The following is a 20,605-nucleotide window of genomic DNA, read 5'->3' as shown; positions in this document are numbered from 1 at the left end:
GGTCGACGCCGGCGGCGACGTGGCGGTCGATGACGGACGGCGGCGGCGGGCACCCGTAGGCCTGCACCGACACCGCCGGGCGGGCCCGCCCGGCGGCGTCGGCCATCGCCGCCAGGGTGGCCATCCGCTCGGCCAGGGGCGGGCGGCCGGGCGCCGGCATGGCCAGCCACTCGTCGCCGTACTCGACCACCCGGCCGAGGACGCCGTCGCCGTGGCCGCCGACGAGGATCGGCGGGTGGGGCCGCTGGAGCGGCTTGGGCCACGACCACAGCTCGGAGAAGCGGACGTGCTCGCCGGCGAAGGCCGCCGTGTCCTGCGTCCAGATGGCCTTCATGGCGAGGACCCGCTCCCTGGTCACCGCCCACCGGTCCCGCCCGGCCACGCCGTGGTTCGCCACCTCCTGCACGTTCCACCCGGCGCCGACCCCGAGCACCACCCGCCCGCCGGACAGCACGTCGAGCGACGCCACCGTCTTGGCCAGCGCGATCGGCTCGCGGGCGGGCACGAGGCACACGCCGACGCCGACCCGCAGGGTGGTGGTCGCCGCGGCCGCGAACGCCACGGCGACGAACGGGTCGTAGGTCCGCCGGTGATGGTCGGGGAGGTCGCCGCCGCCCGGGTACGGGGTGGACCGGTCGGTCGGCACGTGCGTGTGGTCGGGGAACAGCAGGACGTCGAACCCGGCCGCCTCCGCCGCCGCCGCCAGCTCGCCGGGACCGGCCGATCCGGCCGTGCAGAACGCGGTCAGGCCGAAGTGCACGCGCCCGCCACCTTGACGCTATTTCTCATGATGATTATCGTGGACGGCAGAAGACCTCGCCGCAAGGGGGAACCGCTCGTGGGCCGCTCCGTCATCGCCGACATCCCGGTCATCGACACCGACACGCACGTCGTCGAGCCGCCCGACCTCTGGACCGAGCGCATGCCGGCGAAGTGGGGCGATCTCATCCCCCACGTCCGGTGGGACGAGGGCCAGCAGGAAGAGGCCTGGTTCATCGGCGGCACGCGCGTCGCGCCGGTGGCCTCGGCCGCGCAGGCCGGCTGGCACGAGTACCCGCCGAACCACCCGCCCCGCTGGGAGGACGCCGACCCGGCCACCTGGGACGCCGAGGCCCGCCTCGCCCGCATGGACGAGTACGGCATCCACGCGCAGATCCTGTATCCGAACGTCGCCCTGTTCAACCAGACCATGCTCCAGTCGGTCGAGGACAAGGAGGTGATGCTCGCCTACATCCGCGCCTACAACGACTGGCAGTCGGACTGGAGCAGCGTCGCCCCCGACCGCCTGGTCCCGATGACCACGCTGCCGTTCTGGGACCTCGACGCCACCCTGGCCGAGATCGAGCGGTGCGCGGCCATGGGCCACCGGGGCGTCGTGTTCAGCCAGGAGCCGGCCAACTTCGGCCTGCCCGGCCTGGTCGACTCGCACTGGGACCCCATGTGGGCGTCGGCCCAGGAGAAGGGCCTGCCCGTCAACTTCCACATCGCGTCCGGCGACCTGTCGCTGTTCGAGTCGGGCGGCGGCATGGCCCACGTCGGCAAGCACGCCAGCTACGCCTCGATGGGCGTCTCGTTCTTCATGGGCAACGCCCGCACCCTGGCCCAGCTCATCTGCGGCGGCATCTGCCACCGCTTCCCCGAGCTGAACTTCGTGTCGGTCGAGAGCGGCGTCGGCTGGATCCCGTTCGCGCTCGACTCGCTCGACTGGCAGTGGAAGAACTGCGGCGTCCACCTCGAGCACCCCGAGTACGAGTTGCTCCCGAGCGAGTACTTCCGGCGCCAGATCTACGGCTGCTTCTGGTTCGAGCGGGACACGGCGCTCAGCGCCATCGACCTCATCGGCCCCGACAACGTGCTCTTCGAGACCGACTTCCCGCACCCGACGAGCATGTCGCCCGGGCCGGCCTCGTCCGCCGTGGCGCCCGACGAGTACCTCGAGCAGAACTTCGGCCGTCTCCCCGAGACGACCCTGCGCAAGATCCTCCACGACAACGCCGCCCGCCTCTACCACCTGGCGTAGGGGCGGCCGGCGGCTCACCGCCAGTCGATGAAGTCGTCCATCCCGATCTCGTCGCGGTAGGACGCCGCCATCCGCTCGATGTGGTCGGCCATGACCCGGCCGGCGCTCCTCGGCCGGCCGGCGGCCACGGCCCTCGCCACGGCGGCATGGTCCTCGGCCACGAGCGGCGCGTCGGGCAGGTGGGCGTCGGCCACCACGTGGTGGGTGACGATCTGGCCGATCGTCTGGAGCAGCAGCTCGAGCACGCGGTTGCCCGCGAGGGCGGCGACCACCGCGTGGAAGCGCGAGTGGGCGACGACGAAGGCCCGGCGGTCGCTGCCGTCGGCGTCGGCGCCGCCGCCGTCCTCGAGGAACGGCGCCATGGCGGCGCGCACCGCGTCCCGGTCCGGGTGGCGGGCCGCCCGCTCGGCCAGCAGCGACTCGGTGAGCACCCAGGCCTCGAACAGCTCGGCGTACGTGCCGCCGGCCAGGTGGTAGTAGAGCGTCGACGTGCGGCCCAGGTTGGCGGGGTCGAGGCGGCCGACGACGGGGCCGCCCCCCGGCCCCCGCCGGATCGAGATCAGGCCCTGGACCTCGAGCAGCCGCAGGCCCTCGCGGAGCGACTCCCGGCTGACCCCGTAGTGCTCGAGCATCGCCGCCTCCGACGGCAGCCGGTCGCCCGTGCCGAGGCCCTGGCTGACGACGTCGTGCACGATGTCCCTGGCGACGGCCTCCGACGTCTTCAGCGGCCGGGTGACGGCCTCTCCCGTGCAGATCGGCAGGGCGGGGTGCCGCGCCGGCCGCGGCGGGTCGGGGGCGCGGGCAGCCGGCACGGCAGCGAGCGTACCGGCCCCCCGGTCAGCCCCCGGCCGGCACCGGCTCCCACTGCGGCAGCACGACGCCGTCGGCCAGGGTCTCGAACCACACCCGCATCGGCATGCCGGCGGTGAGGTCGGGGCGCCCCGGCAGGTAGCCGACGAGGCGGGCGGCGGGCACGTCGTCCAGCTGGACGAGCACGACCGTGTAGGGCACCGGGTAGGCGGGGTGCACCTGGTGCTCGACCACCGTCCACGAGTACAGGGTGGCGGTGCCGGCGACTGGGGCCCAGCGGCCCTCCCAGCTGCCGCACGTGTGGCAGTACGCCCTCGGCATGTGGAGCACGGCGTCGCACCCGTTGCAGCGGCGGATGACGAGCTCCTGGCGGCGGGCGGCCTCGAAGAACCCGCCGGTGTCGACGTCGTCGTCGACCGGGAGCAGGCGGGGCGCGTCCATCACGCCGCCGTCAGCATCAGCGCGCTGCCGGGGGGCAGCGGGGTGGACGTGACCAGGCAGGTCTGCGCGCCCGGGACCTGGGACGTGGACTCGCCGCGGATCTGGCGCACGCCCTCGACGACGTGGTTCATGCCGTGGATGTAGCCCTCGGACATGTGACCTCCTCCGGTGTTGATCGGGATGCGGCCGCCGAGGTCGATGCCCCCGCCGGCCACGAACGGACCGCCCTCGCCCTTCTTGCAGAAGCCCCAGTCCTCGAGCTGGAGCAGGACCGTGATCGAGAAGCAGTCGTACACCTGGGCGACGTCGACGTCCTCCGGGCCCATGCCGGCCCGCCGGTACAGGGTCGTCGCCACTGCCTTCGCCGGCAGCTCGGTCAGGCTCTCCCGCATGAGCACGGGGTACTGGACGCCGGGCTGGGGGTTCGGGATCCCGCCCTGGGCCACGGCCCGGATCAGCGCCGGGGGCTTCGGGCAGTCCCTGGCCCGCTCGGCGCTCGTGACGACGACGGCGCAGGCGCCGTCGGTCTCCAGGCAGAAGTCGTAGAGCCGCAGCGGCGCGGAGATCATCCTCGCCGCCAGGTAGTCCTCCATCGTGAGCGTCCGGTCGTGCATCTGGGCCCGCGGGTTGGCGTTGGCCCTCGCCCGGCACGTCAGCGCGATGTGGGCGAGCTCCTCGGGCGTGGTCCCGAACTCGATCATGTGCCGCTGGGCCATCACCGCGAAGACCTGGCCGGGGGTGAGCAGCCCGTAGGGGTTGAAGAACTCGTCGTAGGTGCCCTGCCCGCCGATGCGGACCTGGGTGGCCGGCGAGAGCCCGTAGCGCCGGCCCGAGCGGCCGTTCAGCTCCCGGAACACGAGCACGTTGGTCGCCTGCCCGGAGAGGATGGCGCCGACCGCCTGGCCGACCATGGCGGACGGCGCCACGCCGCCCGGGCCGACCTGGGACCAGAACGTCAGGTCGGGGATGCCGAGCGAGTCGGCCAGGTCGTTGTGCAGCACGGTGTCCATGTCCGAGCGGACGATCCCGTCGATGTCGGCGGGCACCATCCCCGCGTCCTCGATGGCCGCCAGCGCGGCCTGGGTGGCGAGCGTGAGGTCGCTGCGCCCCGACGCGCGGGAGAAGTCGGTGGCGCCGATCCCGACGATCGCGCAGCGGTCCCGGTGGTGGAGCTCCTCGGGCATCAGGTCGCCTCCTCGGCGGGTGGGGTCGGGTGGAGGACCTCGTCGTCGTGCTCCCCGAGGCGGGGGGCGCGGACGGGGCTGGCGGCGGGCACGCCGGCGAAGCGGAACGGCACGCCGGGGTAGCGGGCCGGGGGCACGTCGTCGTGGTCGACGGTGACGAAGAACTCCCTGGCGGCCAGGTGCTCGTCCTCGAACAGGTCGTCGGGCAGGTTGACCGGCCCGACGGCGAGGCCCCTGGCCTGGCCCTCGTGGTAGGCCTCGTCGGCCGTCAGGGTGAGGAAGAAGTCGGCGACCACGTCGAGCACGTGGGCGAGGGACGCCTGGCGGAACGCCGGGTCGCCGTACTCCGGGTCGGTGAGGTCGGCGGCCAGGTCGCGGCCGGCGAGCCACCCGAGGATCGCCTGCCACGCCTTCTGCTCGACGATGAACACGGCGAAGAACACCCACCGCCCGTCGGCACAGCGGAAGATGGACGGCTCGGTCGGGAACGGCGTGGCGTGCCGGCACGTCTGCCGCTGCACGACGGCGCGGGCGTAGAACCAGTACGGGTTGGCCAGCTCGGCGCCGACGGCGAGCGCGTCGTGCATGGCGACGTCGACGACCTGGCCGCGGCCCGTCCGCTCGCGCTCGACGAGGGCGAGCATCACGGCCATCCTGGCGAAGCTGGCCGCCTGCAGGTAGCCCTGGTCGCCCCCGGGCCGGATCGGCGGGATCGTGTGGTCGTCGTACCCGCAGCTGTGCAGCGGCGACCCGAGGGCCAGGCCGACGAGGTCCGAGCTCGCCCAGCCCGACCACGGCCCGGTCAGGCCGAACGGGGTCACCGAGACGACCACCAGCCGGCCCGACGCGGCGGCCAGGGCGTCCACGGTCAGCCCGGTCGCCTCGGCCTCCGCCGGCGCCAGGGTCGTCACGACCACGTCGGCCCCGGCGGCGAGGCGGAGCACGGTGGCCCGGCCCTCGGCGGTCGTGTGGTCGACGACCACGCTGCGCTTGTTCCGGTTCTGGTACCAGAACGTGAGGCTGTGGTCGCCGTCCTCGCGGCCGTGGGCGAACGGGCCGACGGCCCTCGTCGGCGACCCCGACGGCGGCTCGACCTTGACGACGTCTGCGCCGAGCTGGGCGAAGGTCCGGCCCACGGCCTCGCCGGCCGGGTCCCCCGCCAGCTCGACCACCCGCAGGCCGGCGAACATGGGGTCCGCGCCCATCAGAGGACGCCGGCGGCGACGAGGTCCCCGTACTCGTCGTCGTCCATGCCGAGGACCTGCTTGCACACGTGCTCGTTGTCCTCGCCGAGCAGGGGCGCCGACCGCCAGTGGTCGGCGGCCAGGTCCGAGAAGCGCATGGCGGTCCCCTCGAACCGCGCCCGCCCGATCACCGGGTGGTCCATCTCGAAGAACACCTCGCGGGCCTCGGCCTGCGGGTCCCGCTCGTTCACGTCGCCCGCGTGCTGCACGGCGCCGGCCGGCACGCCGAGCGACTGGAGGAGCGCGGTCGCCTCGTGACCGTCCCGCTGGCGGGTCCAGTCCGCCACCCGCTCGTCGAGCGCGTCCTGGTTGGCGAACCGGGCGTCCGGGCCGGCGAAGCGGGGGTCGGCGGCCCAGTCGGGCGAGCCCATGGCCTCGACCAGCCCGGCCCACTGCCCGTCGTCGAACACGGCGACGGCGATCCAGCGGTCGTCGCCGGCCGCCGGGTACACGCCGTGCGGGGCGGCCGGCGGCCACTCGAGGCGGTTGCCGGTCGGGAAGTCGGGCCGGCGGGTCGTGCGCCCGTTGACCGACACGTCGAGGAGGACCGGCCCGACGAGGTCGATGCCGGCCTCCACGGCCGACACGTCGATCTCGGTCCCCTCCCCCGTCCGCATGCGCCGCCAGATGGCCATGAGCAGCGCCGCCGAGTTGTGGTAGGCGGCCTGGTCGTCCATGTACGAGAAGCCCCACCCGGACGGCTCCCGGCCGGGGAGCCCGCTGATGGCGGTGAGGCCGCTGACCGCCTGCACCACCGGGCCGTAGCTGCGGTAGTGGGCGTGGGGGCCGGAGTGGCCGTAGCCGCTCATGCGGGCGTAGATCACGTCCGGCCGCAGCTCGCGCAGGCGCTCGTAGGTCAGCCCCCAGCGCTCCATCACGCCGGGGGCGAAGTTCTCGGTGACCACGCTGCTCGCCGCGATCAGCCGCTCGGCCACCTCCCGGCCGCGGGGCGAGCGCAGGTCGATGGTCACGCCGAGCTTGTTGCGGGAGAAGTTGTTGTGCAGCCCGCCGCGGTCCGGGTCGGGGTCGACGACCTCGTCGGTGAAGTTCCTCGCCGGCTCGTCCCGGTAGATCGGGAGGCGGCGGGGGGTGTCGACCCTGACGCGGTCCTCGATCTTCACGACCTCCGCGCCGAAGTCGGCGAGCAGGCGGGTGGCGATCGAGCCCACCCCCATCCAGCAGAAGTCGGCGACCCGGATCCCGGCCAGCGGCCCCCGCCGCTCGCGGGGGCGCCTGGCCGGGTCGGTCTCGACGTACGGGAACGCCGTCGGCCGGCTCACAGCTTGTCGAACACGTCGCTGCCGCCGAGGGCCACGGCGATGACGACGCCGACCGTCGTCACCCCGGTCATCACGAGGGCGATGGCGGCGACGAGCGGGTACGACCCGTTGGTCCAGTAGTCGAACAGGACCGTGCCCATCACCTGCGTGGTCGGCGCCCGCACGAGCAGCGACGCCGCGAACTCGTGGGTCAGCAGCACGAACATGAGCGCGGCGGCGCCGCCGATCGTCGACCGCAGCAGGGGCAGCACGATGCGCAGGTTGGTCATCACCGCGTTGGCCCCGCTGACCCGGGACGCCTCGATGTAGGCGTCGCCGAGCGCCACCATCCCCGAGAGCTGCATCCTCGTGGTGAACGGCAGCATCAGCGTGACGTACACGAGGATGATCACCCAGTTGGTGCCGTAGAGCACGAACGGCTCGCGGGTGTAGGTGAGCAGGAAGCCGACGCCGAAGATCACGGCCGGGATCCCGAGCGGCATGGCGACGACGAAGTCCACGATGGGCCGGACGATGCGGAACCGGCGGCCCCGCAGCAGCAGGGTGGCGGCCACGAAGCCGATCGGCAGGGCGATGGCGACCGAGATCAGCGACACGGTCAGGCTCGTCTTGATGGCGTCGACGATCCCGGACTCGGCGAAGATCTCGCGGAAGTTGAACAGCGAGAAGTTGGCGACGTCGACGTCGGGCGTCCAGAACCGGGACAGGGCGACGATGGCCAGCGCGCCGACGGGCAGGAACGTCGCCAGCAGGCTGTAGCCGAGGATGCCGACGGCGGCCAGCCTCGACGGCTTCAGCCCGCCCGAGAACGAGCCCTTGCCGCCGTGGGTGACGAACCGGCTGTGGTCGCCGAGGATGACCTTCTGGAGGATCACGACGCAGATCCCGAAGATCACGAGCGGCGAGCCGATGGCCGCGGCCACCCCGTAGTCGACCGGCGACTGGGACACCGCGAAGTACATGTCGGTGGTCAGCACCGAGATGCCGGCGTTGCGGCCGAGGAGCAGCGGCCCGGTGAACTGGCCGAGGCCGAGGAGCAGGGCGACCCCGCCGCCGTAGACGAGCACCGGCCGCAGCAGCGGGAGCGTCACCTTGAAGAACACGCCGAGGCCGCTCGAGCCGCTCACCTGCGCGGCCTCGATGAGCTCGGTGTTGATGTTCTGGAAGCCGGCGCTCACGAACAGGTACACGAACGACGTGAGGCCGAACCCGGTGATGATGACGATCCACGGGAGCGTGTAGACGTCGACCGGCCCCTCGCTCAGGTGGTCCCACCACGGGAGGGTCCGCATGAGCGCGTTGAGGTAGCCCGGGCGGGGCGACAGCAGGAACGACCAGCCGATCACCGACGCCACCGCGGGGACGACGATCGGGAGGATGGGCAGCGCCCGCAGCAGGCGCAGGCGCGGTGGGAGGCGGGTAGCGGCCCAGGCGAGCAGGGTGCCGAGCACGAGGGCGATGGCGAGGGACCCGAAGGCCAGGCCGATCGTCGTGCGGATCGTGTCCCAGATCTGGTCCCGGCCGTAGGCCGTGCGATAGCCGTGGGCGCCGTCCTCGAAGGCCAGCATCTGGAGCCGGATCATCGGCATCAGCACCAGGTAGGCGATGCCGGCGAGGAAGGCGAGCATGGCGACCCTCGGCAGGAGGCGCCTGGCCTCGAGCAGCGGGGTGGCCGAGCGGGCCTCGGGGGCGAGGATCGTGGTCACCGCGTCACGCCCCCACGGCCGCCGGCGTCGCCACCGGCACGTGGCCGGCGAGGCGGGCCTCGTCCGGGCCGTAGTAGATGGCGGCCACCTGGGCGAAGCCGGCGTCGACGGCCTGGCCGGGCTGGAGCGTCCTGGCCCACCCGCCGAGCGTCCCGCTCGGGACCCTGGCGTGCAGGCGGGTGCCCCGCACCGAGACGATGACGTCCATGTAGCGGCCGCCGAACTCGGAGTCGACGATCTCGGCCGGGAACGTCACCGACCCCGGCGGGAGCGGCTGGCCGGTGGGCGCCAGCAGGAGGTCGTCGGGCCGGAGCCGGACGAACACGTCGTCCTGGCCGACGGCGACGGGCAGGTCGCCGACCACCTTCTCGCCGGCGAAGGCCCAGCCGCCGTCCTGGCGCCGGAAGGGCAGCCGGTTCGACATGCCGATGAACTCGGCGACGTACTCGGTCCCCGGCTCCTCGAACACCCGCTCCGGCGTGTCGAACTGCTCGATCCTCCCGGCCCGCATGATCGCCATGCGGTCGCCGAGGGCGAGCGCCTCGCTCTGGTCGTGGGTGACGAACACCGCCGTGAACCCGAGCCGGGTGTGCAGCTCGTGGAGCTGGGCCCGCACGAGGTCGCGCAGGCGGGCGTCCAGGTTGCTGAGCGGCTCGTCGAACAGGACGACGTCGGGCCGGGCGACGAGGCCCCTCGCCAGGGCGACCCGCTGCTGCTGGCCGCCCGAGAGCTGGCCCGGGTACCGGTCGAGCAGCTGCGAGCAGTCGACCAGCGCCGCCGTCTCGTCCACCCACCCGGCCGACCCCGCCTTGTCGACCTTCCTGGCCTTCAGCGGGTAGGCGATGTTCTTCCGCACCGTCATGTGCGGCCACAGCGCGTAGGACTGGAAGACCATCCCGATGTTGCGCTTGTCGGGCGACAGGTTGCGCCGGGCGCCGGAGTCGAACACGACCTGCTCGCCGAGGCGGATGCTGCCCCGGTCGGGCGTCTCCAGCCCGGCCATGCAGCGCAGGGTCGTGGTCTTCCCGCAGCCACTCGGGCCCAGCAGCACGAGGAACTCGCCCTGCTCGATCTCGAGGTCGAGATCGTCCATCGCCGTGGTCGGCGGCTTCCCGGCGAACTGCTTCGTCAGGCCGTTGATGCGTACGTAGGACACCTTCACACCTCGGTCTCGTGCGGCGGTGGTGGGGCGGTCGGGCCGCCCCACCACCCGTCCGCTACCGGAACAGGGAGTTCCACTTCTCCTGGTAAGCGGCGACGGCCTCGGGGGTGAGGGCGTCGAGGTCCTGCTGCCGGACCTCCTCGTTGGTGAGGAGCGCGCCGGGCACGTCGGGGAGGACCGAGGAGGCGACCCCCACCACGAGCTGCTGGCCCTCGGCGGTGACCATGAAGTCGGCCAGCAGCTGGGCGGCGTTCGGGTGCTCGGCGTCGTTCATGATCATCCCGAAGTAGCGGGCGCCCCAGGCGCCCCGCTCGTCGATGGCGAAGTCGACCGGCGCACCGGACTCCTGCGCCGGGACCAGCTGCACCGGCGCCGCGTACGGCGAGGCGAAGATCTCGCCCGAGATCAGCGCCTCGCCGATGGGCAGGGCGCTCGGGTAGATGCGCGGCTCCTGGGCGGCGAGCTGCTCGACGTACTCCTCGCCGAACGTCTCCTCCATCCACAGGTAGAAGTCGACGATCGACGGGGCGGCCGGCTCGATCACGCCCAGCTTGCCGCCGGCGAACTGCGGGTCGAGGAGGTCCTCGTAGGCCGTCAGGTCGTCGACCTCGCTCGTGTTCCACGCCATCGTGAGCAGGGCGGCGCCGACCTCGAAGAAGTTGCCGTCGTGCACGTAGGTGCCGGCGTCGTAGTCGCCGGCGCCGGTGAGCTGCGGGCTCGTCGGCTCGGCGAACGCATCGGTGTGCGCCTCGACCCACGGCTGGCTGGCGCTCACGTACAGGTCGGGGCCGCCGCCCGTCTCGAGCTCGGTCTCCACCCGGGACGACAGCTCGGTGTCGATGCCGCGGACGACCTCGACGGGCACGTCGTACCGCTCCTCGAAGGCCTCGCCGAAGGCGTTCAGGGCGTCGAGGCCCTGGCTCGAGTAGATGGTGACCCCGCCCTCCTCCTGGGCGGCGGCGACCAGGTCGGCGTAGGCCGGGTCCTCGCTCGCCGCGTCGTCGCCCTCCGTCCCGCCGTCCTCCGCCGCGGACGTCGCCGACCCCGTCTCCCCGCCGTCGTCGTCGTCGTCACCACCGCACGCGGCGGCGACGAGTGCCATCACCAGCAACAGCAGCAGGAACAAGGTCCCGCGTCGCGACTTCACTCGCACAGCTCCTCCGTTCGGTCCCTCGGAACGGGCGGGCATCGGCTCCCGACCGTATTCATCATGATGATCTAACCGAATCGAGGTGTCAAGCGTCACGAGCGAGAATTCATGATCAGGTTCCCGGCCGCGACGCGAGGTCGCCGGTCGTCGCCATTGCCTCCACCCGGCGGCGCAGCACATCGGCCCACTCGGGGTGCGTGAGCACCCAGAAGCGGTTGGCCCGAACGGCGTCCACGACCATCCCGGCCACGCCGGCCGGGTCGATCCCGGTCTCGGCCAGGAGCGCTCCCGACGACCGGGCGAAGGCCCGGCCGGCGTCCGTGCGGGCCGCGCCCGCGCTCCGGCCGACCAGGTCGGTGCGGACGGGACCGGGGCACAGCACGGAGGCACCGACGGGCGACGACCGCTCGTCCAGCTCCCGCCGGACGGCCTCCATCAGCGCCACGACGCCGGCCTTGGCCACCGAGTAGGGCGCGATGTACGGCGGGGCCACGAGCCCCGACGTGGACGAGGTGGCGAGCAGGTGGCCCTCGCCCTGCCGCTCGAGCAGCGGCAGGAACACGCGGACGGCGTTCACCACGCCCCACAGGTCGACGTCGACCACCCACCGCCACTCGTCGTCGGTCAGCTCCTCTACCCGCCCGCCGACGACGACGCCGGCGTTGGCGGCGAGCAGGTGGACGGCCCCGAAGGCGTCGACCGCGGCGTCGGCCAGGGCCCGCAGGTCGGCCGGGCGGGCCACGTCGGTGGGCACGCCGACGGCCGCGCGCCCGGCCGCCCGCAGCCCGGCGACGGCGGCGTCGAGGGCGTCGGCCCGCACGTCGGCGAGGACCACGTTCATCCCCTCGGCGGCGAAGCGCTCGCCAATCGCCAGCCCGATCCCGCTCGCCCCGCCCGTCACCACGGCCGTCCGCCCGCGGAGGTCCCTCACGCGGCCGCCTCCAGGAACCCGGCGATGGCGGCGCCGAGCGCGCCCGGCCGGTCGCCGTGGATGTTGTGGCCGGCGCCGGCGATCACCTCGACCCGCAGGTGCGGGATGGCCCGCCGGTAGCGCTCGACGTCGCCGTCGGTGACGATCGGCGACCGCTCGCCCCGCAGGAGCAGGGCCGGGCAGCGCACGGCCTCGGCGTGGGCCCAGCCCTTGGGCAGCTCCTCGAACACGACCTCCCAGCGGTCCCTCGTCGGGTGGTCGCGGCCGTCGTGGCGCCACGTCCAGGTCCCGTCGTCGCGGCGGCGGGCGTTGTGGCGGAGGCTGCGCCGGAGGCGGCCCCGGTCGCCACCGGGCCGGTGGGCGGCGGCGTGGTCGACGAACGCCTCGAACGAGTCGAACTCCGCCGCCGAGACGAAGTCCAGGATGTCCTGGCTGCGGTCCGGGGTCGACCCCGGCGTGGCGTCGACCAGCACGAGGCGGGGCACGAGCTCGGGCCGGTGGGCGGCCATCGCCAGCGCGGCCAGGCCGCCGAGCGAGTGCCCGGCGACGGCTCGGGCGCCGGGGGCCAGCGCGGCGACCGCGGGGGCGACGGCGCCGGCGACGTCGGCCGGCAGGTAGAGGGGCTCGTCGAACCAGGAGGACCGGCCGTGGCCGGGCAGGTCGAGGGCCACGGCGGGGAGGTCGGTCATGAGCAGCATGGCGTCCCAGCTGTGGGCGTTGAGGCTGCCGCCGTGCAGCAGCACCAGGCGGGGCTCGCCCGGCCCCCAGCGCAGCCCGCTGACCCGGCGGCCACCGTCGCGCCACTCGACCCGCTCGACGGTCCTCCGGCCCGGGTCGACGCCGAGCTCGGTCGCGAGGTCGCGCACGAGCGCGAGCTCGTCGTACCCCTCCCCCCCGGTCGGCGGCATCGGCGTCACTCAACATCCGCACCGCCCCTGTGTCAACATTTGCTCATGATGAATTCGGGCCGGTTGGCCGGTCGGCGGGCCGTCGTGACCGGGGCCGGCAGCGGCATCGGCCGGGCCACCGTCGCCCGCCTGGCCGCCGACGGCGCCGTGGTGGCGGCCGTCGACGTTCGCCGGGACGCGGCCGAGGAGGCCGTCGCCGACGTGGTCGCCGGCGGGGGGACGGCGACGGCGCTGGGCGCCGACGTCGGCGACGAGGCGGCGATGGCGGCGGCGGTGGCCGAGGCGGTGGCGTCGATGGGCGGGCTCGACACGGTCGTCGCCTGCGCCGGGATCACGTTCGCCGGCGCCACCGACGAGCTGACCCTCGACGCGTGGGAGACGATGCTGCGCGTCAACCTCACGGGCGTCTTCCTCACGCTGAAGCCCGCGCTCCCCCACCTGGTGGCCGCGGGCGGCGGGGCGGTGGTGACGATCGGCTCGACGGCCTCGCTCGTCGCCGCCGGCCGCACCAGCGCCTACGACGCGTCGAAGGGGGGCGTCCTCCAGCTGACGCGGGCGGTCGCCGTCGAGTACGTCGACCGGGGGGTCCGGGCCAACTGCGTCTGCCCTGGCGTCGTGCGCACCGGGCTGGCCAGGAACAGCGAGGCGCTCACCGACCTCCGCGCCGACCCCGCGCTCGGCCCCGCCCCCGCGGCGCGCGTCCGCGTGCCGATGGAGCGGGCCGCCGACCCGGCGGAGGTGGCGTCGGTCGTCGCGTTCCTGTGCTCGGACGACGCCTCGTTCCTCACCGGCGCCGCCGTCCCCGTCGACGGCGGCTACACGGCCGTCTGATGGCGGCCGGTCAGCCGGTCGGGCCGGTCGTGCCGGGGGTGAGCCCCGTGCGGCCGCCGTCGACCACGAGCACGGTGCCGGTCACGTACGACGCGTCGGCCGAGGCCAGGAAGGCGACGGCCGCCGCCACCTCGCCGGGCCGGGCCGCCCGGCCGAGCGGGGTGGCGGCCACCACGGCGTCGCGCTGGCCGGGGGGCGAGCCGGCGACCGGCCCGGCCACCGCCGCCCTCGCCACGCAGTTGACCCGGATGCCGTCGGCCGCCAGCTCGTGGCCCATCACGTGGGTGAGCGGGACCAGCGCGCCCTTCGCCGCCGAGTACGACGGCACCCGCGGGTTGCCGAGCAGGCCGTCCACCGAGCCGACGTGCACGACGGCGGCCGCCGGGGACCGCCGCAGGAGCGGCAGGAACGCCCGCGTGCACACGACCGGCCCGAGCACGTTCACCCGCAGCACCTCGGCCCACCGCTCGACCGACGACGCCTCGACCGACGCCCAGTCGAGGGCGAGGTGGGCGTTGACGAGCACGTCGACGGCGGCGTGGTCCGCGCCGCACCGGGCCGCGGCCGCGGCCATGTCCGCCTCGCCGGCCACGTCGGCCGTACCCTCGTCCACCTCGAACACCGCCGCGCCCTCGGCCGCCAGCCGGTCGGCGCAGGCCCGGCCGACGGCGTTGCCCACGGCCACCACCACCGCAACCCTGCCGTCGAAGCGGCCCATCGCCGCACGGTAACGGCCCCTCCGGAGGAGGACCATGACCATCGAGACCACCACCGAGCGGGCGCTCGGCGACCCCGTGCCGCCGGCCGCCGACGCCTACTACCGGGCCCTCGACCGGTCCCGGTTCGAGGAGGCGGTCGCCGCCTTCGCCGACGACGTCGTCTACGCCGCGCCGGCCTTCGGCGCCGGCGAGACCTCGCCGCGGGTCGAGACCGTGGGCCGGGACGCCCTGCTCGGCTGGTTCAGGGACCGGGGGCCGAGGGCATGGGCCCACGACCTCCAGCTGTGCGTCGTCGACGGCCCGACCTGCCTGCTCGAGGGCGTCTCCCACGACACCGCCGACGGCCGGGTGCTGGCGTCGTTCGCGGCCAGCCTGCGGCTCGCCCCCGACGGCGCCATCGCCCGGTACCTGGCCTACGCGACCACGCCGGCCGTCGCCCTGACGCCGGCCGACGCAGCCGGCGGCGACGCCGACGCCGACGCCGCCCCGGGCGACGCCCTCGACGTGCTCGGGCGCTACTTCGACGCCCTCGACGGCGGCCGGTTCGAGGAGGCGGCGGCCTGCTTCAGCGAGGACGTCGTCTACTCCCACCCGCCCTACCGCCACACCGGCATCGACGGCGACCGGCGCGTGCAGTTCGACGGGCGCGCCGAGCTGCTCGCCAACTTCGAGGCCCGGGGCCGCCAGAGCTTCGGCCACCGCCTGGTCGCCGACGTCCAGCGGGGGCCCCACTGCATGGTCGAGGGGCTGGTGGAGGGCCTGCCCGGCGGGCGGGACGGCAGCTTCCTGTCGAGCTTCACCCTCGACGGCGACGGGCTGATCCGCCGCTACGTCAGCTTCTACTGCGAGCCGGCCGTCAGGGCAGGCCGGTGAGCGGGCCCGCCGACCGGGGCGCCGTCGACGACCTCGTGGCCCGCTACGCCCACGCCGTCGACCGGCGGGACGTCGCCGCCATCGTCGACTGCTTCACCGAGGACGCGCACCTGGAGCTGAACGGGGGCGAGGCCGTCGCCGACGGGCGGGCGGCGATCGAGGCGCTGTTCACGGCGGCGTTCGCCGGGGGGATCACCGGCCCTGACGGCGTGTCGACCCACCTGCTGGGCGACGTGCTGGTCGAGCTGGACGGCGACCGGGCCGGCGTGGAGATCCAAGGGGTGGCCTGGCTGGCGTCGCCCGAGCGGACCACGGTCGTCGTCCGCGGCCTCCGCTACACCGACGAGTGCGTGCGCGACGGCGGCCGCTGGCGCATCCGCCACCGGGTCCACCGGTCGCTCTGGCAGGCCGAGATCCCCGGCGGACCGCTGCCTGGTTCGTGAGATTCATCATGATGAACTGTTGACGGACCGGGCGCAATGGTGTCTGATCGAACGGTGACCGTCGGCCTCTCCGTCTACGACATCGCTGCGCCCGACCTGCTGCACCTGGCCGGCGCGGCCGACGAGGCCGGCTTCGACGCGCTCTGGCTCGGAGAGCACCTGCTCCTGCCGGTCGGCTACGCGAGCGAGCACCCGACGAGCGGCGCCGACCACGAGCACATCACCGGCCCGATCGTCAGCCCCGACACCGAGGTGGTCGACCCGCTCGTCGCCCTCGGCGCCGTCGCCGGGGCGACGACGAGGATCCGCCTCGCCACCGGCATCTACATCCTCCCGCTGCGCCACCCGATCGTGACCGCGAGGGCCGTCGCCACCCTCCAGGAGGCGTCGGGCGGGCGGTTCCTGCTCGGCATCGGCGCCGGCTGGCTGGTCGAGGAGTTCACCTCGCTCGGGGTGCCCTTCGACGAGCGTCGCAGCCGGCTGGTGGAGTCGATCGAGGTGATGCGGGCGGCGTGGGCCGGCGGCCCGTTCGAGCACCACGGCCGGCACTTCTCCTTCGACCGCATCCAGGTCAGCCGCCGGCCGGTCGACGTCCCGGTGATCATGGGCGGCAACACGCCGAAGGCCCTCGAGCGGGCCGTCCGCCTGGGCGACGGGTGGTTCAGCTCCGGCACCCCGCTGTTCGAGGACGCCGTGCGGCTCCGCGACCAGGTGATGGCCCTGCACGACGAGGTCGGGTCCGGGGGCGAGTTCCGGTGCTGGTTCCGGGTGACGAGCGGCGACCCAGAGCTGCTCGCCCGCTACCGGGCCGAGGGCATCGACGACGTCGTCGTGTGGGCCGACCAGCTGTGGCCGGCCGAGGGGTCGCCGGCCGAGAAGCGCGAGGCGTTTGCGGCGGCCGCCGCCGACCTGGGCTTCGCCGCCGTCGCCGGTCCGTCGTGACCGCGCCGCGGCGCAGCACCGGGGGAGCCGGCGAGCGCCGCACGTTGAAGACCGCCGAGCGGATCGCGCTCGAGATCGTCCAGGCCATCGTGGCGAGGGGCCTCGGCACCGGCGACCGCCTGCCGCTCGAGAGCGCCATGCTCGAGCAGTACTCGGTCAGCCGGGCGACGCTCAGGGAGGCGCTGCGCCTGCTCGAGGTGCAGGGGCTGATCCACCTGAAGCGGGGGCCGGGCGGCGGGCCCGTGGTCGGCGCCGTGGAGCCGGCCCACCTCGCCCGCATGGCCGCGCTGTACTTCCGCCTCGACGCCGCCACCTACGGGGACCTGCTCGCCACCCAGGCCCTGCTCGAGCCGATGTGCGCGGCGCTGGCCGCCACCCACCCCGAGCGGGCCGAGGCGATGGCGCCGTTCGTGGTCGACCACGGGCCGGGCGACGAGGTCGGCTACCGGCGCTCGACCACCGGGTTCCACGCCGCCGTCTACCGCCTGGCCGCCAACCCCGTGATCACCCTGCTGACCCAGGCCATCACCCACATGGTGACGAGCCACGTGGTGGCCACGATGGACCCGGTCGAGCTGCGGCCGTCGATCCTGCGGGACCACGTCGCCCTGGCCAGGGCCATCGCCGCCGGGCACACCGAGCGGGCCCGCAGGGGCATGGCCGCCCACTTCGGGGCCCAGCACGCCTACTACCGCGAGCGGTGGCCCGAGCGGCTGGGCGAGGTCATCGAGTGGCGGTAGCGCCGGCCGGCAGCGCCCTGGCCAGCGCGGCCGTCGCCCCGGCCGCCGCCGCGCCCAGCAGGTAGATGGCGACGTAGGCCCAGTGGGCGGGGTGGCGCCCGCCGGCCACGCCGTGCACGGCCGCCGCCAGGATGGCGCTCGCCACCGCGGCGGCGATCACCGAGCCGAACACCCGGCTCAGGTTGTTCACGGCGTTGGCCGCCGCCGTGTCGGCCATCGGCACGTTCGACATCACCAGCAACGGCAGCGCGCAGTAGGCCAGCCCCACCCCGAAGTAGACGAGCGCGGCGCTGACCGCGATCTCCCAGAGGGCGGCGTGCCAGACGACGCCCGCGGCGAACCCGGTGGCGACGGTGACGCTGCCGACGGTCAGCAGCCGGCGCGGCCCGCCGGCGGCGAGGACCCGCTCGGCCACGGGCGCGGCGAACAGGCCGACGGCGGCGGCCGGCACCTGGGTGAGCCCGGCGACGAACGGCGACCCGCCGAAGCCGTACCCGGTGGCCGCCGGCAGGGCGACGAGGCTGAAGGCGGCGAGGTACTGGGCGAAGGTGGCGAAGCCGACCATCACGCCGGCGCCGTGGGCGATCAGCACCGGCCGGCGCCTGGCCGTCGCCAGGTCGACGAGCGGCGCGTCCCGGCCCACCTCCCAGCGCACCCACGACCACCCGAGGACGGCCGCCCCGCCCAGCAGGCCGACGATGGCCGGCGACGTCCACCCCCACTCGCCGCCCCTCGTGATGCCGACCAGCAGCAGCACGAGCGTGGCCGACAGCCCGACCGCCCCGACGACGTCGAACCTCGCCGGCGCCCGCAGCGGCGACGGCTCGACGAAGCGGGCGACGAGCACCAGCGCGGCGGCGCTCAGCGCGGCGGCCCCCCAGAACACCGCGTGCCACCCGGCCGCGTCGAGCAACCCGGCCACGAGGAGCGGGCCGAACCCGGTCCCGAGCCCGAGCATGAACACGCTGAGGACGGCGACCTGGCGCTGGAGGCGCTCGGCGTCGAGGGTGTCGCGGAGGATGCCGAGCGACAGCGGGATCACGCCCAGGGCCAGGCCCTGGAGGAGGCGGCCCACGAGCAGCATCGGCAGCGACGGCGCCAGCGCGGAGCACACCGACCCGGCCAGCGCCACCCACAGGCAGGCGAGCGCCATCCGCCGCTTGCCGTACAGGTCGCCCATGCGGCCGACGATCGGCGTCGAAACCCCTCCGGCCACCAGGGTCACCGTCGCCACCCAGGAGGTGGCCGTGATGCTCGTGCCGAGGAGCCGCGGGAGCGCCGGGAGCAGCGGCATCGACAGGGTGTGGAGCAGCGACGTGACCGCGCCGGCGAAGCCCAGCGACGCCGTCATGGCGCCGACGCGGGGCGCCGCCACGGCGCTAATTGTCATGAGCAATATTGACCGGCGGAGGCGGCCGTTGTCTACTGGCCCCATGGCCAGGATCCCGCCGCTGCACCCTGACGCGTTCGCCCCGGCGCTCAGGGAGGCGGTCGGCCCCGACGGGCTCGCCCACCCCGAGCACCTCGGCTCCCTGCGCGTGTGGGCCCACCGGCCGGAGCTGGCGACCGCGCTGGTGGCGTTCCGGGCCGCGGTGGCCGACGCGTCGGTGCTGCCGGCCCGCCTGGTCGAGCTCGTCCGGCTGCGGGTGGCGTTCCACAACCAGTGCCGCAGCTGCATGGCCGTGCGCAGCGCCGAGGCGATCGGCGACGGCCTGTCGGAGGACCTCGTCTGCGAGCTCGTCGCGCCCGAGGAGGCGGCCGACCTGACCGCCGCCGAGCGGGCCGCCCTCGCCTACGCCGACGCCGTCGCCACCGACCACCTCGGCATCGGCGACGAGCTGTTCGACCGGCTGCGCGAGCACTTCGCCGACGGCGAGATCGTCGAGCTGGGCCTGCACGTCGCCGTGTTCGTCGGCCTCGGCCGGGTGGCCATGTCGTGGGACCTGATCGACGACCTCCCGCCGGCCCTGCGGCGCGACGGCGCCGTCGGCCCGTGGGACGCCGAGGGGACGGTCCGCCCCCACTGACGCCCCGGCGGGTCAGGAGACGAGCGACTCCCCGCCGTCGACCACGAGGTTGTGCCCGGTGACGAACGCCGACTGCGGCCCGGCCAGGAAGTAGGCGCCCTCGGCCAGGTCCTCCGGCTGCCCGGCCCGCCCGAGCGGCACGGTCGCCGCCGCCTCGGCGAACGTCTCGGGGTTGCGGGCCGTGAGCGGCGTCTCGGTGATGCCGGGCGAGAGGGCGTTGACCCTGATCCCGTGAGGCGCCAGCTCGAGCGCGGCCACCCGCACGGCCTGGTTCACGGCCGCCTTGGTCGCCGCGTACACGAGCCGGCCGGCCCTCGCCCCGAGGGCGCGAACGGACGAGACGACGACGATCGACTGGTTGGCCGCCGGTGCGTCCCGCATCATCCTGGCCGCCTGCTGGCAGGCGAACATCGTGCCGTTGAGGTTGAGGGCGACGACGCCGTCCCACTCCTCGGCGGTCACGTCGAGGAACGGGGTCACGTGGCCGGTGCCGGCGTTGGCGACGAACACGTTGAGGTGGGGCAGCCCGGCCCGCAGCTCGTCGAACAGGGCCGAGATCGACCCCCGGTCGGCCACGTCGGCGGTCGTGCCGAACACCTCCTGCCCGTCGCCGCCGGTCGACCGGAGGTGGTCGACGGTCTCGTCGATGGCCGCCCGGTCCCGGGCGACGACGGCGACGCTCGCGCCCGCCGCCCACAGCCGCTCGGCGATCCCCCGGCCGATCCCCTTGCTCCCCCCGGTCACGACCGCCCACTGCCCGGCGAGCACCCCGTCCCCCTCGATGCCGTCCAGTCCTCAGGATCATATGCCACGGCCCGCCGGCGATCGCCCGGGCCACGTAGTGTGCGCGCCCACGGCCGGGGCGGCCGGGGCGGCCGGGGGACAGCCACGAGGGGGATGTGGTGGAGGCCAAGCGAGCGCTGGTCGGGTCGGTCCGTTCCCACGCGGACGCCGCCCGGACGGGGGCGGCCGTCCGACCGGACGCCCGCCGGCTCACGCCCGGGGCGGCCCGTGCCGGTCACGGAGGCCGAGATGCCCGCGTCCGCGTGACGGTGGACGAGCGGACCGGCCCGCTGGTGACGCGGACCGCGACCGCGACAACCGTCGGCGGGCGCGGCGCGGTGGCCGCGATCGTCGGCGGGCGCGGCGGGGCGGCCGCGATCGTCGGCGGGCGCGGCGCGGTGGCCGCCGCCT

The 20,605-nt window shown here is 74.6% G+C and carries 21 protein-coding genes; 7 read left to right on the top strand and 14 right to left on the bottom strand.

Annotated features, from left to right (window positions below; genetic code table 11):
• On the bottom strand, positions 1-760 hold a 760-nt coding region (locus tag VGB14_17160), incomplete at its 3' end, for a TIGR03619 family F420-dependent LLM class oxidoreductase (protein HEX9994663.1).
• Between the two features lie 78 nt (positions 761-838).
• Between VGB14_17160 and VGB14_17155 the strand changes: the two genes are divergently transcribed.
• Positions 839-2,020 carry an amidohydrolase family protein gene (locus VGB14_17155; protein ID HEX9994662.1) on the top strand — a complete coding sequence of 394 codons (1,182 nt, stop codon included), beginning with the start codon at positions 839-841 and terminating at the stop codon, positions 2,018-2,020.
• A gap of 14 nt (positions 2,021-2,034) precedes the next feature.
• Here the strand turns inward: VGB14_17155 and VGB14_17150 are convergent, their stop codons facing one another.
• From VGB14_17150 to VGB14_17105, 10 genes are all read right to left on the bottom strand, one after another.
• The gene (locus tag VGB14_17150) at positions 2,035-2,832 is read right to left on the bottom strand and encodes an FCD domain-containing protein (protein HEX9994661.1); all 798 of its coding nucleotides are present in this window, start codon (positions 2,830-2,832) and stop codon (positions 2,035-2,037) included.
• A 25-nt stretch (positions 2,833-2,857) separates the two neighbouring features.
• Entirely contained in the window at positions 2,858-3,271 is a 414-nt protein-coding gene (locus VGB14_17145) for an OB-fold domain-containing protein (GenBank protein HEX9994660.1), read from the bottom strand.
• Positions 3,271-4,455, bottom strand: coding sequence for a hypothetical protein (locus tag VGB14_17140; GenBank protein HEX9994659.1), 1,185 nt, complete (start codon positions 4,453-4,455; stop codon positions 3,271-3,273). The genes VGB14_17145 and VGB14_17140 overlap by 1 nt, the downstream gene beginning before the upstream one ends.
• Positions 4,455-5,660: a CoA transferase gene (locus VGB14_17135; protein HEX9994658.1), complete on the bottom strand. Its 1,206-nt coding sequence runs from the start codon at positions 5,658-5,660 to the stop codon at positions 4,455-4,457. The genes VGB14_17140 and VGB14_17135 overlap by 1 nt, the downstream gene beginning before the upstream one ends.
• Positions 5,660-6,979, bottom strand: a complete 1,320-nt coding sequence (locus VGB14_17130) for a CoA transferase (protein ID HEX9994657.1) — start codon at positions 6,977-6,979, stop codon at positions 5,660-5,662. The genes VGB14_17135 and VGB14_17130 overlap by 1 nt, the downstream gene beginning before the upstream one ends.
• Positions 6,976-8,685 (bottom strand): ABC transporter permease subunit, encoded by a 1,710-nt coding sequence (locus tag VGB14_17125; GenBank protein HEX9994656.1) that lies wholly within the window; start codon positions 8,683-8,685, stop codon positions 6,976-6,978. Before VGB14_17125 ends, VGB14_17130 begins: the two co-directional genes overlap by 4 nt.
• Positions 8,686-8,689: 4 nt before the next feature.
• Complete coding sequence (locus VGB14_17120; protein ID HEX9994655.1) at positions 8,690-9,841, bottom strand: ABC transporter ATP-binding protein; 1,152 nt, start codon at positions 9,839-9,841, stop codon at positions 8,690-8,692.
• A gap of 61 nt (positions 9,842-9,902) precedes the next feature.
• On the bottom strand, positions 9,903-10,994 hold the full coding sequence (locus tag VGB14_17115; protein ID HEX9994654.1) for an extracellular solute-binding protein: 1,092 nt from the start codon (positions 10,992-10,994) through the stop codon (positions 9,903-9,905).
• Positions 10,995-11,109: 115 nt separating this feature from the next.
• Entirely contained in the window at positions 11,110-11,928 is an 819-nt protein-coding gene (locus VGB14_17110; protein HEX9994653.1) for an SDR family NAD(P)-dependent oxidoreductase, read from the bottom strand.
• Positions 11,925-12,836, bottom strand: coding sequence for an alpha/beta hydrolase (locus VGB14_17105; GenBank protein HEX9994652.1), 912 nt, complete (start codon positions 12,834-12,836; stop codon positions 11,925-11,927). The genes VGB14_17110 and VGB14_17105 overlap by 4 nt, the downstream gene beginning before the upstream one ends.
• A gap of 84 nt (positions 12,837-12,920) precedes the next feature.
• On the opposite strand from VGB14_17105, the gene VGB14_17100 reads away from it, so the two are divergent.
• Entirely contained in the window at positions 12,921-13,667 is a 747-nt protein-coding gene (locus VGB14_17100) for an SDR family NAD(P)-dependent oxidoreductase (GenBank protein HEX9994651.1), read from the top strand.
• Positions 13,668-13,677: 10 nt separating this feature from the next.
• Here VGB14_17100 and VGB14_17095 read toward each other — a convergent pair whose 3' ends face one another.
• Positions 13,678-14,385 (bottom strand): SDR family oxidoreductase, encoded by a 708-nt coding sequence (locus tag VGB14_17095; protein ID HEX9994650.1) that lies wholly within the window; start codon positions 14,383-14,385, stop codon positions 13,678-13,680.
• Positions 14,386-14,419: 34 nt separating this feature from the next.
• On the opposite strand from VGB14_17095, the gene VGB14_17090 reads away from it, so the two are divergent.
• The 4 genes from VGB14_17090 to VGB14_17075 are packed head-to-tail and all read left to right on the top strand — an operon-like array spanning position 14,420 to position 17,384.
• A complete protein-coding gene (locus VGB14_17090) occupies positions 14,420-15,259 on the top strand; it encodes a nuclear transport factor 2 family protein (protein HEX9994649.1) in 840 nt (279 codons plus the stop codon).
• Positions 15,256-15,702: a nuclear transport factor 2 family protein gene (locus tag VGB14_17085; GenBank protein ID HEX9994648.1), complete on the top strand. Its 447-nt coding sequence runs from the start codon at positions 15,256-15,258 to the stop codon at positions 15,700-15,702. Before VGB14_17090 ends, VGB14_17085 begins: the two co-directional genes overlap by 4 nt.
• A gap of 54 nt (positions 15,703-15,756) precedes the next feature.
• A complete protein-coding gene (locus VGB14_17080; protein HEX9994647.1) occupies positions 15,757-16,644 on the top strand; it encodes a TIGR03619 family F420-dependent LLM class oxidoreductase in 888 nt (295 codons plus the stop codon).
• On the top strand, positions 16,641-17,384 hold the full coding sequence (locus VGB14_17075; GenBank protein ID HEX9994646.1) for a GntR family transcriptional regulator: 744 nt from the start codon (positions 16,641-16,643) through the stop codon (positions 17,382-17,384). The genes VGB14_17080 and VGB14_17075 overlap by 4 nt, the downstream gene beginning before the upstream one ends.
• Here the strand turns inward: VGB14_17075 and VGB14_17070 are convergent.
• On the bottom strand, positions 17,368-18,819 hold the full coding sequence (locus VGB14_17070) for an MFS transporter (protein ID HEX9994645.1): 1,452 nt from the start codon (positions 18,817-18,819) through the stop codon (positions 17,368-17,370). The genes VGB14_17075 and VGB14_17070 overlap by 17 nt on opposite strands.
• On the opposite strand from VGB14_17070, the gene VGB14_17065 reads away from it, so the two are divergent.
• Entirely contained in the window at positions 18,818-19,411 is a 594-nt protein-coding gene (locus VGB14_17065; protein ID HEX9994644.1) for a carboxymuconolactone decarboxylase family protein, read from the top strand. The two genes, VGB14_17070 and VGB14_17065, sit on opposite strands and share 2 nt — an antisense overlap.
• A 12-nt stretch (positions 19,412-19,423) precedes the next feature.
• Here VGB14_17065 and VGB14_17060 read toward each other — a convergent pair whose 3' ends face one another.
• Complete coding sequence (locus VGB14_17060) at positions 19,424-20,179, bottom strand: SDR family NAD(P)-dependent oxidoreductase (protein ID HEX9994643.1); 756 nt, start codon at positions 20,177-20,179, stop codon at positions 19,424-19,426.
• Between the last annotated feature and the right edge of the window lie 426 nt (positions 20,180-20,605).

The organism is Acidimicrobiales bacterium, assembly GCA_036399815.1.
GTDB lineage: Bacteria > Actinomycetota > Acidimicrobiia > Acidimicrobiales > DASWMK01 > DASWMK01.
The sequence above is the reverse complement of the archived record's forward strand: the minus strand, read 5'-3'. Positions and strand labels throughout refer to the sequence as shown.

What these genes read in the sequence shown, in the direction of transcription:
- VGB14_17145 (HEX9994660.1), bottom strand. Translation starts at nt 3,271, where the DNA reads ATGGACGCGCCCCGCCTGCTCCCGGTCGACGACGACGTCGACACCGGC.
- VGB14_17140 (HEX9994659.1), bottom strand. Translation starts at nt 4,455, where the DNA reads ATGCCCGAGGAGCTCCACCACCGGGACCGCTGCGCGATCGTCGGGATC.
- VGB14_17135 (HEX9994658.1), bottom strand. Translation starts at nt 5,660, where the DNA reads ATGGGCGCGGACCCCATGTTCGCCGGCCTGCGGGTGGTCGAGCTGGCG.
- VGB14_17105 (HEX9994652.1), bottom strand. Translation starts at nt 12,836, where the DNA reads ATGCCGCCGACCGGGGGGGAGGGGTACGACGAGCTCGCGCTCGTGCGC.
- VGB14_17095 (HEX9994650.1), bottom strand. Translation starts at nt 14,385, where the DNA reads ATGGGCCGCTTCGACGGCAGGGTTGCGGTGGTGGTGGCCGTGGGCAAC.
- VGB14_17090 (HEX9994649.1), top strand. Translation starts at nt 14,420, where the DNA reads ATGACCATCGAGACCACCACCGAGCGGGCGCTCGGCGACCCCGTGCCG.
- VGB14_17065 (HEX9994644.1), top strand. Translation starts at nt 18,818, where the DNA reads ATGGCCAGGATCCCGCCGCTGCACCCTGACGCGTTCGCCCCGGCGCTC.
- VGB14_17070 (HEX9994645.1), bottom strand. Translation starts at nt 18,819, where the DNA reads ATGGGGCCAGTAGACAACGGCCGCCTCCGCCGGTCAATATTGCTCATG.